The organism is Tepidanaerobacter syntrophicus (assembly GCF_001485475.2).
Lineage (GTDB): Bacteria > Bacillota > Thermosediminibacteria > Thermosediminibacterales > Tepidanaerobacteraceae > Tepidanaerobacter > Tepidanaerobacter syntrophicus.
Window position 1 is genome coordinate 266,712 of sequence record NZ_DF977000.1, and the last position, 16,419, is coordinate 283,130.

Annotated in this window: 18 protein-coding genes; 15 read left to right on the plus strand and 3 right to left on the minus strand. The window is 38.6% G+C overall.

Annotated elements, in window-relative coordinates:
- Positions 1–14 precede the first annotated feature (14 nt).
- From TSYNT_RS04345 to noc, 6 genes are all read left to right on the plus strand, one after another.
- Positions 15–686 (plus strand): YidC/Oxa1 family membrane protein insertase, encoded by a 672-nt coding sequence (locus TSYNT_RS04345; protein WP_059032085.1) that lies wholly within the window; start codon positions 15–17, stop codon positions 684–686.
- Positions 649–1,263, plus strand: coding sequence for an RNA-binding cell elongation regulator Jag/EloR (gene jag / locus TSYNT_RS04350; RefSeq protein ID WP_059032087.1), 615 nt, complete (start codon positions 649–651; stop codon positions 1,261–1,263). The genes TSYNT_RS04345 and jag overlap by 38 nt, the downstream gene beginning before the upstream one ends.
- Positions 1,264–1,330: 67 nt before the next feature.
- Positions 1,331–2,722 carry a tRNA uridine-5-carboxymethylaminomethyl(34) synthesis GTPase MnmE gene (gene mnmE / locus TSYNT_RS04355; protein ID WP_059032089.1) on the plus strand — a complete coding sequence of 464 codons (1,392 nt, stop codon included), beginning with the start codon at positions 1,331–1,333 and terminating at the stop codon, positions 2,720–2,722.
- Positions 2,723–2,732: 10 nt separating this feature from the next.
- Entirely contained in the window at positions 2,733–4,619 is a 1,887-nt protein-coding gene (mnmG, locus tag TSYNT_RS04360; protein ID WP_059032091.1) for a tRNA uridine-5-carboxymethylaminomethyl(34) synthesis enzyme MnmG, read from the plus strand.
- Positions 4,612–5,328: a 16S rRNA (guanine(527)-N(7))-methyltransferase RsmG gene (gene rsmG / locus TSYNT_RS04365; RefSeq protein ID WP_059032093.1), complete on the plus strand. Its 717-nt coding sequence runs from the start codon at positions 4,612–4,614 to the stop codon at positions 5,326–5,328. The genes mnmG and rsmG overlap by 8 nt, the downstream gene beginning before the upstream one ends.
- Positions 5,329–5,451: 123 nt before the next feature.
- Complete coding sequence (gene noc, locus TSYNT_RS04370) at positions 5,452–6,279, plus strand: nucleoid occlusion protein (protein WP_059032095.1); 828 nt, start codon at positions 5,452–5,454, stop codon at positions 6,277–6,279.
- Here noc and TSYNT_RS04375 read toward each other — a convergent pair.
- The 3 genes from TSYNT_RS04375 to TSYNT_RS04385 all read right to left on the minus strand — a co-directional run bounded on the left by TSYNT_RS04375 (position 6,276) and on the right by TSYNT_RS04385 (position 8,535).
- Positions 6,276–6,713, minus strand: a complete 438-nt coding sequence (locus TSYNT_RS04375) for an NUDIX hydrolase (RefSeq protein WP_059032097.1) — start codon at positions 6,711–6,713, stop codon at positions 6,276–6,278. The two genes, noc and TSYNT_RS04375, sit on opposite strands and share 4 nt — an antisense overlap.
- Positions 6,714–6,970: 257 nt before the next feature.
- Entirely contained in the window at positions 6,971–7,732 is a 762-nt protein-coding gene (locus tag TSYNT_RS04380; RefSeq protein ID WP_059032099.1) for a flagellar motor protein MotB, read from the minus strand.
- 2 nt (positions 7,733–7,734) lie between these two features.
- A complete protein-coding gene (locus TSYNT_RS04385; protein ID WP_059032102.1) occupies positions 7,735–8,535 on the minus strand; it encodes a motility protein A in 801 nt (266 codons plus the stop codon).
- A gap of 660 nt (positions 8,536–9,195) precedes the next feature.
- Here TSYNT_RS04385 and TSYNT_RS04390 point away from each other — a divergent pair.
- The 9 genes from TSYNT_RS04390 (at position 9,196) to TSYNT_RS04435 (ending at position 16,382) form a co-directional block, all read left to right on the plus strand.
- A complete protein-coding gene (locus TSYNT_RS04390; protein WP_059032330.1) occupies positions 9,196–9,957 on the plus strand; it encodes a ParA family protein in 762 nt (253 codons plus the stop codon).
- A complete protein-coding gene (locus TSYNT_RS04395) occupies positions 9,950–10,792 on the plus strand; it encodes a ParB/RepB/Spo0J family partition protein (protein ID WP_059032104.1) in 843 nt (280 codons plus the stop codon). Before TSYNT_RS04390 ends, TSYNT_RS04395 begins: the two co-directional genes overlap by 8 nt.
- A 728-nt stretch (positions 10,793–11,520) precedes the next feature.
- Positions 11,521–12,210 carry a DUF554 domain-containing protein gene (locus tag TSYNT_RS04405; protein WP_059032332.1) on the plus strand — a complete coding sequence of 230 codons (690 nt, stop codon included), beginning with the start codon at positions 11,521–11,523 and terminating at the stop codon, positions 12,208–12,210.
- Between the two features lie 32 nt (positions 12,211–12,242).
- A complete protein-coding gene (locus TSYNT_RS04410) occupies positions 12,243–12,767 on the plus strand; it encodes a DUF4446 family protein (protein ID WP_059032108.1) in 525 nt (174 codons plus the stop codon).
- An 89-nt stretch (positions 12,768–12,856) separates the two neighbouring features.
- Positions 12,857–13,768 carry a M23 family metallopeptidase gene (locus TSYNT_RS04415; protein WP_059032110.1) on the plus strand — a complete coding sequence of 304 codons (912 nt, stop codon included), beginning with the start codon at positions 12,857–12,859 and terminating at the stop codon, positions 13,766–13,768.
- Positions 13,769–13,779: 11 nt separating this feature from the next.
- Positions 13,780–14,202, plus strand: coding sequence for a bactofilin family protein (locus tag TSYNT_RS04420; RefSeq protein ID WP_059032112.1), 423 nt, complete (start codon positions 13,780–13,782; stop codon positions 14,200–14,202).
- Between the two features lie 34 nt (positions 14,203–14,236).
- A complete protein-coding gene (locus tag TSYNT_RS04425) occupies positions 14,237–15,112 on the plus strand; it encodes a diacylglycerol/lipid kinase family protein (protein ID WP_059032114.1) in 876 nt (291 codons plus the stop codon).
- 87 nt (positions 15,113–15,199) lie between these two features.
- On the plus strand, positions 15,200–15,739 hold the full coding sequence (locus TSYNT_RS04430) for a tetratricopeptide repeat protein (protein WP_059032116.1): 540 nt from the start codon (positions 15,200–15,202) through the stop codon (positions 15,737–15,739).
- Positions 15,740–15,806: 67 nt separating this feature from the next.
- Positions 15,807–16,382, plus strand: a complete 576-nt coding sequence (locus tag TSYNT_RS04435; protein WP_059032118.1) for a CvpA family protein — start codon at positions 15,807–15,809, stop codon at positions 16,380–16,382.
- Positions 16,383–16,419 lie beyond the last annotated feature (37 nt).

Consider the following 16,419-nt stretch of genomic DNA (forward strand, 5'->3'; position numbering starts at 1 on the left):
GGAGGAACGGCTAGATGGCCTTTTTTGAAAGTTTAATAAAACAGTTGATGGACGTTATTTGTGCCTATACCAACAGCTACGGTATTGCCATTATATTACTTACAGTATTGATAAAACTAGTGCTTTTGCCATTCAGCTTCATGCAAATTAATTCAATGAAGAAGATGCAGGAAATAGCGCCGATTCAACAAAAACTACAGCAGAAGTACAAAAATGATAAAGAAAAACTAAATGAAGAGATAATGAAACTATATCAGGAAAATAAGGTAAACCCATTCGGCGGTTGCCTGCCCCTTTTAATTCAGCTGCCGATTATACTTGCGCTATTTAGAGTATTCCAGTCGTATGATTTTGCAGGAGCAAGCTTTTTATGGATACCGAACCTGAGCAAGCCTGATCCAACTTATATACTCCCGATACTTGCAGCAGTTACAACATATATACAGACAAAAGTTTCAACACCGCCTGGAACAAGCAATCAGCAAACTGCGTCAATGAATATAGTAATGCCGCTTATGATAGGATGGTTTTCAATAAAATTTGCGGCGGGCCTTGCACTTTATTGGGTGGTCAGCAATGTGGTCCAAATAATACAACAGTTAATATTTATGCGTCCACAACCTATTGCTAAGGAGGACATAAAAGTAGATGAAAGTCTTAGAAAAGCAGGCAAGAACAGTAGATGAGGCTGTACAGCTGGCTTTAGAGGAACTTGGGGTAAGCCGTGATGAAGTAGAAGTAGAGGTAATCGATGAAGGCAATAAGGGAATTTTAAGTTTCCTTTCCAAACCGACCAAAGTGAAAGTTACTGTAAAGCCAAAACCTGAAGAGGTAGCTGTAGGTTTTTTAAACGGTCTTTTACATTTTATTGACAAAAACGCCAAAGTTAAATGCTTACCGGAAGATGAGATTTTAAAACTCGAAATCGAAAGCGAAGATGCAGGTATACTGATAGGAAAGCGCGGCAGCACATTAGATGCTCTTCAATATTTAACCTCTCTTGTCGTAAATAAGAATTGCGAAGAATTTGTGCGCATTGTGCTGGATGCGGAAAATTACAGGGAAAAACGGGAAGACACATTGGAACATTTAGCTCTTAAAATAGCAGATAAAGTTAAGGAAACTAAAAAAAGCATTATGTTAGAACCTATGTATCCCAATGAGCGGCGCATCATTCATACCACTTTGCAAAAAGACCGTAAGATTGTAACAAAAAGTGTAGGAAAAGAGCCCTACAGAAGAGTAATTATTTCATTAAAATAAAAACTGATTTTGCACAAGAGCCCCGAGCATAAAGCTTTGGGGCTTATTTAAAGTGAGGTTGAATCTGATGTTAAAAGACAATTGTGAAACTATTGCAGCGATTTCTACCCCTATGGGTGAAGGCGGTATTGGAATTGTTAGGATGTCGGGACCTAAATCTTTTGATATTGCCCAAAAGATTTTTAGACCGAAGGTGAAAAGGCCCTTTTGCGATTTAAAAAACAGAACGCTTTATCTTGGAAATATAATTGATTCGAAAGGCGAAATAATTGACGAGGTGCTCCTTGCTATTTTCAAGGCGCCTTATACTTATACCAGAGAAGATATGGTGGAAATCAACTGCCATGGCGGACTTGCATCGCAAAAGCGCATCCTTTCATGTATTTTGGATATGGGCGCAAGACTTGCGGAGCCCGGAGAATTTACAAAAAGAGCATTTTTAAACGGCAGAATAGATCTTTCTCAAGCCGAAGCAGTAATAGACATAATACGAGCCAAAACCGACAGAGCACTGGCTGCGGCAAACAGGAAGCTTAAAGGAGATTTTTCGAAAAAGATAGAACAAGTAAGGTCAAGATTATTAGACGTTATGGCGCATATTGAAGCGAATATAGATTTTCCCGAAGAAGACATACCGGAAGCAGATCCTGTTTATATAAAGGGCGAAATCACAGAAGCACTTAATATTACAGAAGAACTTATAAATAACATAGGTGCCGGACGGATACTCAATGAAGGCTTGTCTACTTTAATACTTGGAAATACAAATGTGGGCAAGTCCTCTCTTTTAAACGCCCTTTTACAAGAAGAACGGGCGATTGTTACAGATATACCGGGGACTACCAGAGATATTATTGAAGAATATATCGATATTTGCGGCATACCAATACGGATTATAGATACAGCTGGAATCAGACAGACAGCTGATGAGGTAGAACAGATAGGCATAAGTCGCGCCATGAAATACCTGGAAGAAGCAGAACTGGTACTTCTCATAATCGATATTTCGAGAAAATTAACCGAAGATGACTTAAACCTTATAAACCTTATAAAAGATAAGACTGTAATTGTTGTTATAAATAAAGTAGATCTTCCTGCTGCTGTAGACGATGAAGAAATTAAAGCCCTTCTTTCCGAGGCAAGGTTTGTAAAGATATCGGCGTTAAAGCAGGAAGGTATAGAAGAATTAAAAAATACAATTTATGAAGTAATCAGCGATAAAATGGGATTTATTTCAGATGAAGGCATAATTACTGCCGACGAAAGACAGCGGAGGGTTTTAGACGAGAGCCGAAAGTTTTTAGAAGGAGCCCTTGCCGCAATAGATAGAGGCATGCCTATTGAAATGGTGGAGATTGACATACGAGACGCATGGGAGAAACTCGGCGAAATTACAGGAGATACAATAAGTGATGAGATTATAAATACAATATTTCAAAAATTTTGCATCGGCAAATGAAGGTGGAAATATGGAATATAAAGTTGGAAAGTATGATGTGGCAGTAGTAGGACTGGGGCATGCAGGCTGCGAAGCTGCGTTGGCTACGGCGCGGATGGGTCTTAAGACAGTAGCTTTTGCGATTAATTTAGACAGCATAGCCCTTATGGCATGCAACCCATCAATTGGAGGACCGGGAAAAGGCAATCTAGTCAGAGAAATTGACGCTTTAGGCGGTCAAATGGCAATTAATACAGATAAAACCTTTATACAGGTGCGGATGCTAAACACCAAGAAAGGTCCTGCAGTGCGGGCGCTGCGGGCTCAATTGGATAAAAGAGCTTATTCTGCTGCCATGAAATATACCGTTGAATCCCAGGAAAATCTTGATATTGTCCAGGAAGAGGTTGTAAAGATTTTAGTTGAAGGCGAAAGGGTTCGAGGCGTAGTAACCAAGACCGGCGGCATATATGAAGCAAATGCTATAATACTGACAACGGGAGTGTATCTTAGAGGAAGAATAGTAATAGGAGATCTCAGCTACAGCAGTGGTCCCAGCGGCCTTTTTCCTGCAAACGAGCTTTCAAAGTCCTTGGAAGAGCTGGGACTTGAACTTGGCAGATTCAAAACAGGCACACCTCCCAGAATACACAAAGATTCGGTGGATTTTTCAAAAATGATAATGCAGCCCGGAGATGAAATAATCATACCTTTTTCTTATTCATCGGGCAAGATACAGCGAGAACAGGTTCCCTGCTGGCTTACCTACACAAACGAGATAACACACAAGATAATATCTGACAATCTTTACAGAGCGCCCCTTTATACCGGCGAGATAAAAGGAACAGGTCCCAGATATTGTCCCAGTATAGAAGTTAAAATAGTAAACTTTAAAGACAAAATGAGTCACCAGATATTCATAGAGCCTGAAGGGCTAAATACAAAGGAAATGTATGTGCAAGGCCTTTCTACAAGCTTACCGGCAGATGTGCAAATAGAGATGACCCATTCCGTAAAAGGATTAGAAAATGCCAAGATTATGAGATTTGGCTATGCTATTGAGTATGATTATGTAAATCCAACCCAATTGAAACCGACTTTGGAAACAAAGTCCATAAGCGGACTTTTTCTGGCAGGCCAGATAAACGGCACATCAGGGTATGAAGAGGCAGCAGCTCAGGGACTTATAGCGGGTATCAATGCTGCTTTGAAACTAAAAGAAAAAGAACCGCTTATTTTAAGCCGTTCAGATGCATATATTGGAGTTTTAATAGACGATCTTGTGACAAAGGGAGTTACAGAACCATACCGCATACTAACCTCTCGTGCAGAATACAGGCTGCTTTTGCGCCAGGATAATGCAGATCTTCGATTAACTGAGATAGGCCATTCGATAGGTCTTGTAAGCGATGAGCGGTATAAGAAATTTATAGAGCGGAAAAACCAAATCGATGAAGAAATAAAGCGCCTAAGGTCGATTAAAATTACGCCTACAGAAAAGACAAATGAAATCTTAAATGAGCTGGGCACCTCTAGCCTTAATTCTCCTACCACATTAGAAGAGCTATTGAAAAGACCGGAACTGAATTATGAAAAACTTAAGATTTTTGATCAAGAAAGAAAAGAACTGCCTGCCGACATTGTAGAAGAAGTGGAAATTTCCACTATATACGAAGGCTATATACGAAGACAGATGGCGCAAGCGGCGCAGTTTAAAAAAATGGAAAACAAAAAAATCCCTGAGGATATTGATTATGATGAAGTCTACGGCTTGAGTTTTGAAGCAAGGGAAAAACTTAAAAAATTTAGACCTATTTCTATCGGCCAGGCATCCCGTATACCTGGAGTAAACCCCGCTGATATAAATGTACTTTTAATACATCTTGAGACAAGAAAGAGGAAAAATATTAATGGCTGATTTTAAGGAAATACTAAGATGTGAAGCACAAAAAAGTAGTATACCGTTGGAGCCTGACAAAATCCAACAACTTGATACATTTCGATGCCTTCTTCTTGAAAAAAACAAATATATTAATTTGACAAATATAACAGAAGACGAAGACTTCGCAAGAAAGCACATCATAGATTCACTTATTATAACTAAACACGTAAGCATACCTTATGGGGCTAGAGTTGCCGATATTGGAACAGGCGCCGGCATACCCGGTCTTATACTGAAAATTTACAGGCCGGATATAAAGCTTTTATTAGTAGAATCAATAAGAAAAAAAACAGATTTCCTTGAAGATGTTGTAAAGAAAATGAATATTTCAGATGTACATGTTGTAAATAAGCGGGCAGAGGAAGCAGGACATAGTGCAATATATAGAGAAAAATATGATATAGTAACAGCTAGGGCGGTGTCTTCCTTAAATACACTTGTAGAAATATGTCTGCCCTTTGCAAAAATTGGCGGAGTGTTTCTCGCCTTAAAAGGCACAGAACCTGAAGAAGAAATAGATGCCGCACAAAATGCTATTAATATATTAGGCGGGAAACTTACTGCATATCACAAATACAGCTTAGACGGGATTTCATACCGAAGCCTTCTAGTGATTTCAAAGGTAAAAAATTCTCCTGAAAAATACCCCCGAAGCCCCGCAGCAATAAAGAAGAAGCCTTTGTAACTATAAGCCGCAAAAAGGCCTTACGCTATTTAAAACATATACACAGATATTAAGAGGCACAAAAGGGATATGAGAATAGATAAAGGTTTTAAATGTTAGGGAAATGTTAGGGAGGGAGCTTGTGTGTTTGGAATTTCAAAGCCCCATTTAGGCGTTGTAAATATTTCACTGGATGCCATACGGCCTAACTCGCGTCAACCCAGAAAAGAGTTTGACGAAGAATCACTGGATGAGCTTGCAAATTCTATAAAAAATTATGGTATTTTACAGCCCATCGTAGTGCGCCGCACAGGCCGAAACGAATATGAACTAATTGCCGGAGAGCGCCGCTGGAGAGCATGCCAACGAGCGGGTCTTAAAGAAGTGCCGGCAATAATAAAAGATACAAAAGATGCTGATACTGGGATTCTTGCTTTAATAGAAAATATACAGCGGGAGGATCTGAATTTTTTAGAAGAAGCAGAAGGATACAAGCAGCTTATTCAAGAATACGGCATAACACAAGAGGAACTGGCTGAAAAACTTGGTAAAAGCCAGTCTGCCATCGCAAATAAACTAAGAGTGCTTAAACTTTCCCCACAGATTATTGAAATTATTTCCCGGGAAAAGTTAAGTGAGCGGCATGCTCGGGCCCTTCTAAAATTACCTGATGAAAATTTACAGCTTCAGGTCTTAAACAAAATCGTGTCAGAAAATCTAACTGTAAGGCAGACAGAAGAAATGATAGAAACTGTCCTCGGAAAGCTTGCTGCGTCTGAAAGGGGCAAAGAAAGAACTCATCCCAAAGAAAAGAGCTTTAAGATAGCGATAAAAGATGTGAGAATTTTTGTAAATTCAGTAAGAAAACTTGTAAAAACAGTTAAAGATGCAGGGATAACAGCTGATTACAGCGAAGTAGACAAAGGAGAGTATATTGAGCTTACTGTAAAACTGCCTAAAAACAAGATTTAATTTTCTTCCCCTTGCAAAGGGCCTACAACAGAAATTGCTTTTTTGAAAAGCGCAGACTGTACATCGGGATATACCAAATTTTCAGGTTGCTGGGTAAAAAAGCCTATTTCTTCAACTTCCGAATCGTTTATAGGGGAAAGCTCATAGATTTTTGCATAAAACAGGCGGCCATAGCCTATGTGGTCATCAGATGTTACCATATAGTCACAAAGAGGCTTTATCTCATATTTTACTGCGCCGGTCTCCTCGCGAAGCTCTCGAGATGCTGTAACATTTATATGCTCATCTTTTTCTCTATGCCCTGCCGGCATTTCCCATCCGCCTCTTCCCTTGTTTTTTACGAATACTATCTTACCTTTGTAAACTGCAAATATTACGGCTATTTCCATTAAATCCTCAGACACCTTCTCCTTTGGAAACGAACATATGTCCATAAAATCACCCTTTAGATTTCAATAAGTAAAATTCTTTTATTATGATTTTTCCCCGCAAAAAAATTAGCCTATTTTCCTAAATCGTGATTAGAGATATTTAACTGCCATCCACCAGCTATTTTAACTAAAATGCAAGCGGTAAACCTTAAGCCTTTTCTTAAGACTGCTTATAATATTTGCAAGGTTATTAAGATTTGAAAAATGTCGACATTATCAAACCAAAGGACAATTTATTGATTGCTTTTTGGAAGATAAGTTTAATTTCCTAAAAACGGCGGCGATTTATATATAATAATGTCTATCCTACGATTTTTACTCCTATTTACTTCATTGATATTAGGATAAAGCGGATGATATTCACCATAACCTAATGCTATAATACGATGGGGGTCGATTCCTTCCTTTTCTACAAGAAAACGTACAACAGTTGTTGCCCGGATCACCGAAAGCTCCCAATTAGACGGAAATTGCTCTGTAGAGATTTTCAAATCATCAGTGGAGCCGGCCACACCAATGTAGTTGGGGACTTTATGAAGATAATTTGCTACTTCTTTTAAAGCCGGTATAGCCTCAGGCCTTAAATCGGCCTTGCCTTTGTCAAATAATACCGACCCTGTAAAACTTATATTCAACCCTTCCTCACTGAGGAAAAACGAAACCTTTCCGCTCAAATCATTGTTGTTTGCATAATCTGTTAAATCATTTGCAATTTGTTCCAAACTATCTTCTGTGGTTTTGCCTGCCAGCTCAGTTCCGCCTTCTGCGCCAGGTATTAATCCGCCACTTTGCATACCTATGTAATTTGTGCCTCCTAAAGCTTGGCCCATAGATTTTGAAAGCGACTGATATTTTGCGGTATCTATTTGTGACATGGCATACATTACTATAAAAAAGGCCATTAGAAGTGTTATCATATCAGAGTATGTTAGCAACCACCGCAATCCTCCTGAATTGTCATGGCCTCCGCCTTCCCCTTCTTCGTTATCTTCGTCATCATAGTTACGTTTTGCTTTTGACACTGTCAGTCACTCCCTTGTGCCGAAACAATAGTTTCCCTATCTCTGGCTTGTGCCATATCCTCAGAAAGTGCCATACTCTTTAGTTGTTCCTCGATTAATTTTGGACTTTTTCCCTCGGCAATTGCTATAAGTCCTTCTAAAATTATTTCATCAGCTAATTTTTGCTGCTTTGCAAGCCTATTTAATTTCCCACTTAAAGGCAGCCAAAATAAATTCGCAATTCCTATGCCGTAAAATGTAGCAAGAAAAGCTACCGCAATCGAAGCTGCAAGTTCATCTGTGTTTGAAATATTTCCCAGCACATGCACAAGCCCCATAACCGTTCCGATTATGCCCATGGTGGGAGAGTAACCGCCAGCCGTTCCCATTATTTCTGCCCCCAGCCTCTCATGGCGCTGCCTTTTTGCGATTTCTGAGGATAAAATAAGTTCCATATAGTCAGTTTCCACAGCATCACTGACCAACATTAGGCCATGGGCAATAAATTTGTTGGAAGATGCGGAAGCTTTAGATTCCAATGAAAGCAATCCTTCCTTTCTCGCGATTTCGGCATATCTAACTATTTCATCGATAATATTATTAAAATTAGGTTCAGAATTTTTAAATGCTTTTACTAAAAATGACGGAAGTTGCATTATTTCTTTCATAGAGTAAGATATCATAGTGCTTCCGATAGTGCCGCCTATAATAAGAATGAATGCTGAAATATTCAACAAGGCAGCAAGAGAACCTCCGGTTATTATTTCTGAAAAAAGCAGTGAGAATATTGCAAGTAACAAACCTAACAGTGAAGCTAAATCCATTTTATATGCACTTCCTCAAAACAGCATATTTTACTCGCCGTAAATACCAAAAACTTAGTGGAAGTATTTTACTATTAAAGAAATTACTTTAAAATTGTACTTAAATTATACAATATTGAATTACAATATAGCAATATCTGTAAAATATATTGTTTTTGAAAGTGAGGTTTGTCAGCTTTAAATTTTACATAAAGTAAAATACTTATAGGATATCTTTAAAATAAAACAGCATAAAATATTCTTTTTTGATACAATATAATTATCAGAAATACCTATCACTTAGAGGATAAATATAAACTTACAAAAAGCGGAGGCTTTCATGGAATTAATTCGGCCTCTGTTAATCGGCCTCGACAAGTAAATATATTTCAGCTATCATTTTAGTTAAGGAAAGTTTTTATAAGAAGCAAAACATTTTTGGAGGACAACCTTTTAGCTATTTAAAGAATTTAAGTTATTTACCGGACTTTTTATCTTTAATTTTAAGACTTCAATAGAGCTGCTGCTCTAAAAACTTTTAACTAAAAATCTTTATCCGAAATTTTATAATCCTAAATAATTGTCGTCTCAGAAAGCGTGACATTTAGAAACGCAATATATATAAGTTTTGAAAGGAGGGCAGAAACAACAGGCGCAACAGTGCTTGCTGTTTCAATAACCATGGCAAGAGTTATAGCCGTAGCAAATCAAAAAGGCGGGGTAGGCAAGACCACAACTTCCATAAATCTTGCCGCGTGTTTAGGCGTGCTTGGGGAAAAAGTGCTGCTAATTGACATCGATCCTCAGGGAAATAGTACCAGCGGTGTGGGCATTGACAAAATGATGATTAAAAAAACCATATACAATGTCTTAGTAAATGAAGAACCCATAGAAGAAAATATAATCGAAACCGAGTATGAAAATCTATATATATTGCCTTCGAATATCCAATTGGCGGGAGCTGAAGTGGAACTGGTGCCTGCGATTTCAAGGGAACACAAATTGAAAAACGCCATTGAGGGCATCCGCGATAAATATGATTTTATAATAATCGATTGTCCACCTTCCTTAGGACTTCTTACTTTAAATGCCCTGACAGCTGCTGATACTGTTCTTGTTCCGATTCAATGTGAATATTACGCTTTAGAAGGCTTAGGACAGCTCCTTAGCACGATCTCGCTTGTACAAAAATATCTCAACAAGAGCATTGAAGTGGAAGGCGTGCTTCTTACCATGTTTGATGCTAGGACTAATTTGTCAATGCAGGTGGTTGAGGAAGTCAAAAAGCATTTTAAAAGCAAGGTCTATAAGACTATTATTCCCCGTAACGTCCGATTAAGTGAGGCTCCAAGCCATGGAAAACCAATCATAAGCTATGATTCAAAATCCAAAGGATCAGAGGTTTACATGGAGCTTGCAAAGGAGGTTTTAGGTATTGAATAAGCATGGATTAGGTAGAGGCCTTGATGCGCTGATTCCTACTGAACAAGAAGGAATAGAAACCATACAAGAGATAAATATAGATGAGATCGTTGTAAACAATAAACAACCGCGAAAAGATTTTGATGAAGAAAAGCTAGAGGAGCTGGCTGCTTCCATGGAGCAGCATGGCGTCTTACAGCCGGTGATTCTGAGAAAAGTAGGTAGAGGCTATGAGTTAGTAGCCGGTGAGCGCAGGTGGAGAGCAGCAGCAAAAGCCGGAATAAAAAAGATTCCTGCGGTTGTAAAAGAACTTTCAGATGGGGATGTACTTGAAATAGCTCTTATTGAAAATTTGCAGCGTGAGGACTTAAACCCTATTGAGGAGGCTTCGGCCTATAAGCAGCTTATGGATGAGTTTGGACTTACACAGGAAGAACTTGCAAAACGAGTCGGCAAAAGCAGGTCACAAATTGCAAATACGTTGCGGCTACTGAATCTTGAAGAAGAAATTTTGAAATTTATATTTGAAGGCAAACTTACTGCAGGCCATGCGCGAGCCCTTCTTTCGATTGAAGACAAAAAATTGCGCTATGGGCTTGCGAAAAAAATAAGTAATGAGGGACTATCGGTTCGCCAAGCAGAGCAACTTGCACAAAATTTGCTGCAGAAGAAAGAGAAGAAAAGTTCTCGCCAAACAACTATAAGCCCCATTATGTCAGATATCGCAGAAAAACTGCAGCAAAGTCTCGGCACGAAAGTTCGGATAAGAGGCAGTGAAAAACGGGGCAAGATAGAGATAGAGTTTTACTCTAGCGAGGAACTCGAAAGAATACTTGAAGTTATAGCAGAACAATAACTGTTTATCTGAAATGACTCCGAGCGTCCAAAAGGAATAAATTTTTGGGACATTTGGGTGTAAGACTGCTTTGATTTGCAATTCAATCTTATATGTGCTAATGTAATTTTAAGGTTTTTGAGTCTCTAGAATTGAAAAAACTTAAAATGTTTCACGTGAAACATTTTCGAAAAACTAATCATAATTGCTGGATTTGGAGCAGTTGGCAGCAATATAAATCTATGTAAAACTCGGTCCTACGGTTTTTAAAATAAGGAATTTAAGGGGGCTGCACTGAGCCCCCTACGTTCTTTTATAGAGTTTTTTCTGTTATATCCATACTTGAAAATCAAGCTACATATTAAAGTGTAGGCCGCCAAAAAGTATAGAACTTATTATAAGCAACCTAAAAGCCTGCCAATAAGTGAGCTCTTTTAGATTAAAGACTTGAGGCATCGTGATATTCCAAAGCCACTGGAAAATCTTTACTACTGCAAAAAACAAGATAACAACCGCAAAAACAGAGAAAAGCAAAAAAGCAGTATTTGGAAAGTAAAAACCTTTATGAATCAAAATTACACCTTCTTCCTTATGGTTTTGTACATTTTAGCATAAAAGCTGTTTACATGCGATGATAGATTGAAATATTTTAAAAAATGATGATAAAATGCCTAATCAAAGCAAGGTCTTTACGGTGGACGCAGCTAGTGATAAAATTGAAAAAACAAAGACATCAAGGGGCGAAAACATTGCTTGGCACTATCGTAAATGTTCTTACAATTATTTTAGGCACACTGCTTGGAACAGCGCTTAAAAACAGATTTGATGAAAAAATTAAAAATACCGTTATGCAAGGATTGAGCCTTACAGTAATGGTCATAGGGATTTCAATGGCGGTAAAGACTGAAAACATGTTAGTGCTTACACTTAGTGTGGTTATAGGCGGGATTATCGGCGAACTATTGAAAATAGAAGAAAGGCTTGATGGTTTGGGAAGAAAGCTCGAAGCTCAGTTTACAGATGAAAGTGGCAGCTTTACCCGTGCCTTTGTAACAGCGAGCCTGATGTACTGTGTAGGAGCCATGGCGGTTTTAGGCTCTATTCAAAGCGGCCTTAACCAAAATTATGATATCCTCTTTGTAAAATCTCTACTTGACGGCACAACAGCCATCGTTTTTTCATCTACAATGGGAATCGGTGTGGCTTTTTCAGCGATACCTGTGCTCCTTTATCAAGGGGCAATTACTCTGGCGGCTTCATCTGTAAAAGACCTTTTAACTGCTTCGGTTATTACCGAAATGTCAGCTGCAGGGGGCCTTCTGATCTTTGGCATAGGAATTAATATGCTAAATACTAAAGTTACAATCAAAGTGGGTAATCTGCTGCCGGCTATATTTGTGGCAATCCCACTTGCGATAATCCTTGCCGGTCTGTCTTGAATATCTTAATAAACCTTATGGAGGAATATTAGGTGGCAATAGAAAATTACATTAATAGTTTGAACGAAATTTTTGAAAAAAATTCAGGAAGCATCCTCCTGCTTGTCACAATTGGGTTTGGTATTTTACTTATAATTACAATAAGATCTAATATGAAGCTCTCAAAGACTATGAAAATGTATAAAACTCTTATGGAAGGGACAAAGGGCGAAAATCTTGAAAGCTTGTTAATACATCAGGCGCGGCGCACAGATGACATCAGCAGTGAAATAGCAGACATGAAGCGAGCCATGGCAAAGATGGCAGAAGAAAACCGTGAAATGATAAAGAAAGTCGCCTGGAAACGATATAATGCCTTTTCCGATATGGGAAGCGATCTGAGCTTTTCACTGGCATTACTAAATGACAGAAATTGCGGTGTAATAATTACAAGCATTTACGGAAGGGATGAAAATCGGATTTACCTAAAACCTGTAAACTCCGGAAAAAGCAGTTATACCCTTTCTCCGGAAGAAGAGGAAGTAATTATGCGAGCCCTCTCAAATAAAAATATGTAATATTTTTAGAAGGACTTTTGAAAGCTGTGGCGAATAATAAATTTGTGTACATAAAAATTGTTAGGGGGATTAGGCGGTGATTATTCAGAGTGAAGGATGAAAAAGAGAAATTCACGATGATGGTAATTCCCCACTCGGGTAAGGCCACATTTGCGATTTCAGTATCCCTTAAGACCTTGAAAATTGCAGGTGGATTGCTTGCTGCAATATTTCTTATCTCGATGATTTTTGCAACAAATATTTACATATCTCGCAACAAATTTAAAAATAAGGCTGAAGAACTTTCGGCTGTGGCAAAGGACTATAACGCCCTTCAAAATCAGCTGGAATTTTTTATGAAGAAAACAAGTGATCTAGAAGAAAAAATGGCACAAATAGAAAAGCTAGACGCGGATTTAAGGGATTTGCTGGCAAATGATCCTGTTTTAAAAAACAGTGCTACAATCCAAAGCAGCAAGACCGCCACGAAAAGAACGACCCTCCCAAGCCGCGGCAGCATAGACAGAGAAAGATTCATAAATAAGCTAGAAGTATTGGAAGAAAAGATTCCAGAAGAAGAACAAAGTTTAAAAGAGCTAAAGGATGCAGTTATTCAGCGAATCGATCTGATAGCACATACCCCTACAATATATCCGGTGCAAGGTGAGATAACATCTGATTTTGGCTACCGCAGATCACCTTTTGGAACTCGGCAGGAATTTCATGATGGGGTAGATATAGGCGCATCCTATGGTACAACAGTTGTAGCAACAGCTGACGGAATGGTAACTTTCACAGGTTATCAGGCAGGATACGGGAGAACGGTTACTATAAGCCATGGTTATGGCCTTGAAACCTCATACTGCCATAATTCGAGCATACTCGTAAAGGCGGGACAGCAAGTAAAAAAAGGTCAGGCGATCGCAAAAGTGGGAAATTCCGGAAGAAGCACAGGTCCGCATCTTCATTACATGGTAAAACTTAATGGACAGCTCCAAGATCCAAAAAATTATCTAGAGTGAGGAGGAATTACGTGTTTGGAAAAAAAGATGAACCCATAATAACAAATTCAGATAAAATAGATACGATTTTAGGGAAAAATGCTAAATTTACAGGCACAATAAAAGCCTCAGGCCTTATGCGCATAGAAGGCCAATTTGATGGCGATATGGAATGCGATGGAGACTTGATTGTAGGAGAAGGCGCAAAAGTTACTGCAAATGTTAAGGCAAGAAATGCCATAGTTGCAGGGGCATATGAGGGAAATATTTGCTTGGACGGCAAGTTGGAACTTAAAAATACAGGTAAACTAACAGGGGACGTAAAGGCAGCTGGCCTACTTGTTGAAGATGGAGCTTTTTTCAACGGAAAATGTGAAATGAAAGGCGAGACACAAAAAAGTGAGCCGATTCCTATTAAAAAGAATAAAAGTGCAGAAACGTCAAACCCAACTTAAAGTTGGGTTTTGCTTTGTATAAGGTGGGAGATACTTGAAAACATTGTTTATAATCAACCCTGTTGCAGGAAGAAAGAGAAGCGCCAAAGTATGGAAGGATATAAGGCCTTATATAAATTTTCCATACGAATATGAATTTACACAGGGATGCGGCGATGCAACACAAATTGCAAAACATGCCAAAAAACTAGGCTATGAGGTTATAGTTACAGTTGGAGGAGACGGCACAATATCAGAAGTTGTAAACGGCATTGCAGGAAGTGATATAAGGCTTGGAATAATTCCTGCAGGAACCGGCAACGATTTTGGAAAGACACTTAAGATACCTGAAAATCCGTGCTATGCCCTTGAAATCATTAAAGAGGGGAAAAATCTTACTTTTACAGATTTGGGAAAGTTTCAGGATGGTTATTTTATCAATATAGCAGGAGCTGGTTTTGATGCAGAAGTTGCTAATATGACAAATTCAAATCTAAAATTTTTAAACGGAACCTTAGCCTACGTGGCAAGCCTTGTCTGGAATCTTGCGCGCTATAGTCCCTGCAACGCTGTGATCACAGTTGACGGGAAAAAATACTTTCGCAAGCCCTGGCTTGTACTTGCCGCAAATGCACGCTACTTCGGAGGAGGCATGATGATAAACCCAGATGGCATAATAAATGACGGATTGCTCGATGTGTGCATTATAAATGATATGAGTAGAGCTGAAATCTTGCGGTTCCTACCTTCGGTATTTACAGGAAGCCATAAAAAGCATCGCTGTTTTGAGGTTATAAGAGGGAAAAATGTAGAGATAGAATTTGCTAAACCTGTAAGGGTGCAGGTAGACGGAGATGCAAAAGGATTCACGCCGGTGCGGTTTTCAATAGTAAATAGGGCATTGAGCGTTATAACTCCTGTGAAAGATTAAAATATTGCAGAGTTTAAAAAAGGTTTTTGGAATAAAATATAGAATGTTAATATAAAGAAGTTTTATAGAAACAGAGGGAGATTTTTTGTGGATGAACTCATGATGGAAGCCGAAAAGCATCTAGAGCGTGGCGAATACGAAGAAGCGCGCCACATATACGAGCAAATTATAAACGATGAGCCGGATAATGCAAAAGCATATAACAAATTAGGGGTTATTGCAGCCTATGAAAAAAATAATGAAGAAGCCGAAGCTTATTTTAAAAAGGCGCTAGAACTGGATCCGAAACTTTCCTCCGCAGCCAGCAACTTAGGTAACATTTTTTTTGAAAAGGAAGAATTAGAAAAAGCAAGGGAATGTTACGAAAAAGCCATAGACCTGGATCCGGACAACCCGATTCCTTACAATAATCTTGCGGTAATTTATAAGAAACAAAAAGAAATAGATAAATTTGTAAAATTCTACAAAAAATCAGTAGAGCTTTCCAATAAGCAGCTGAGAAACCCGCAAAAAGATAAACCGGGCAAAAGACAAAGGGCAACATCTTCATACACCGGTACGGGTATATTGGGTTTTATTGCAGTAGCTTTAATTTTATATGTCTTAATCAGGCTCTTTAAGGGGTAATATCGGCTGCGCGTTCTCTGCCTTGAGCTTATAAGCTTGTAGACGGCAAAACAGGGGAGGCGGCAATATGGACAATATAAACTGGGTAGATATTGTTTTAATTGCCTTTTTTATAAAAAGCTTTATAAATGGTTTTTCAAAGGGCTTTATATTAGCTGCATTTAAGACGGCCGGAGTTGTCATTGGCATATGGGCAGGCATATTTTATAGAGATACAGCTGCAGACTTTCTTAAAAACCGTTTAGGCTTAGATAAAGTTCTGAGTAAACTATTACAAGAGCCGATTTTAAACAATTCAGGTCCTGTAAGCGCAATAAACACAAACGGTATTGCTGACCTTGCTTTAAAAGCTCTCGGTTTTTTTGCGGTATTTTTATTGGTCCAGTTGGGATTTGTACTTATTGCTCATTTTATCGGCGGCTTGATAAAAATAGTCGGCTTGTCGCCGCTTAATAAGCTTTGTGGCGGAATATTCAACGTGGTGCAGACAGCCCTATGGATTGCCATATTAAACACTGTAATATTTCCTTTTATTGTTGCATTCCCCGAAAATTTTCTAGAAAAAGGTTTAAATGCCTCGTATATTTTAAATCATTTAAGATTTTTGGACTTCATCAGCCCTATTGTGATAAAATTTATATAAAGCGTTTGTAAAAAACTCTGTTTGCTCAGCTTTATCG

What these genes read in the sequence shown, in the direction of transcription:
- TSYNT_RS04345 (WP_059032085.1), top strand. Translation starts at nt 15, where the DNA reads ATGGCCTTTTTTGAAAGTTTAATAAAACAGTTGATGGACGTTATTTGT.
- jag (WP_059032087.1), top strand. Translation starts at nt 649, where the DNA reads ATGAAAGTCTTAGAAAAGCAGGCAAGAACAGTAGATGAGGCTGTACAG.
- mnmE (WP_059032089.1), top strand. Translation starts at nt 1,331, where the DNA reads ATGTTAAAAGACAATTGTGAAACTATTGCAGCGATTTCTACCCCTATG.
- mnmG (WP_059032091.1), top strand. Translation starts at nt 2,733, where the DNA reads ATGGAATATAAAGTTGGAAAGTATGATGTGGCAGTAGTAGGACTGGGG.
- rsmG (WP_059032093.1), top strand. Translation starts at nt 4,612, where the DNA reads ATGGCTGATTTTAAGGAAATACTAAGATGTGAAGCACAAAAAAGTAGT.
- TSYNT_RS04375 (WP_059032097.1), bottom strand. Translation starts at nt 6,713, where the DNA reads ATGGACATATGTTCGTTTCCAAAGGAGAAGGTGTCTGAGGATTTAATG.
- TSYNT_RS04385 (WP_059032102.1), bottom strand. Translation starts at nt 8,535, where the DNA reads ATGGATTTAGCTTCACTGTTAGGTTTGTTACTTGCAATATTCTCACTG.
- TSYNT_RS04390 (WP_059032330.1), top strand. Translation starts at nt 9,196, where the DNA reads ATGGCAAGAGTTATAGCCGTAGCAAATCAAAAAGGCGGGGTAGGCAAG.
- TSYNT_RS04435 (WP_059032118.1), top strand. Translation starts at nt 15,807, where the DNA reads ATGGACAATATAAACTGGGTAGATATTGTTTTAATTGCCTTTTTTATA.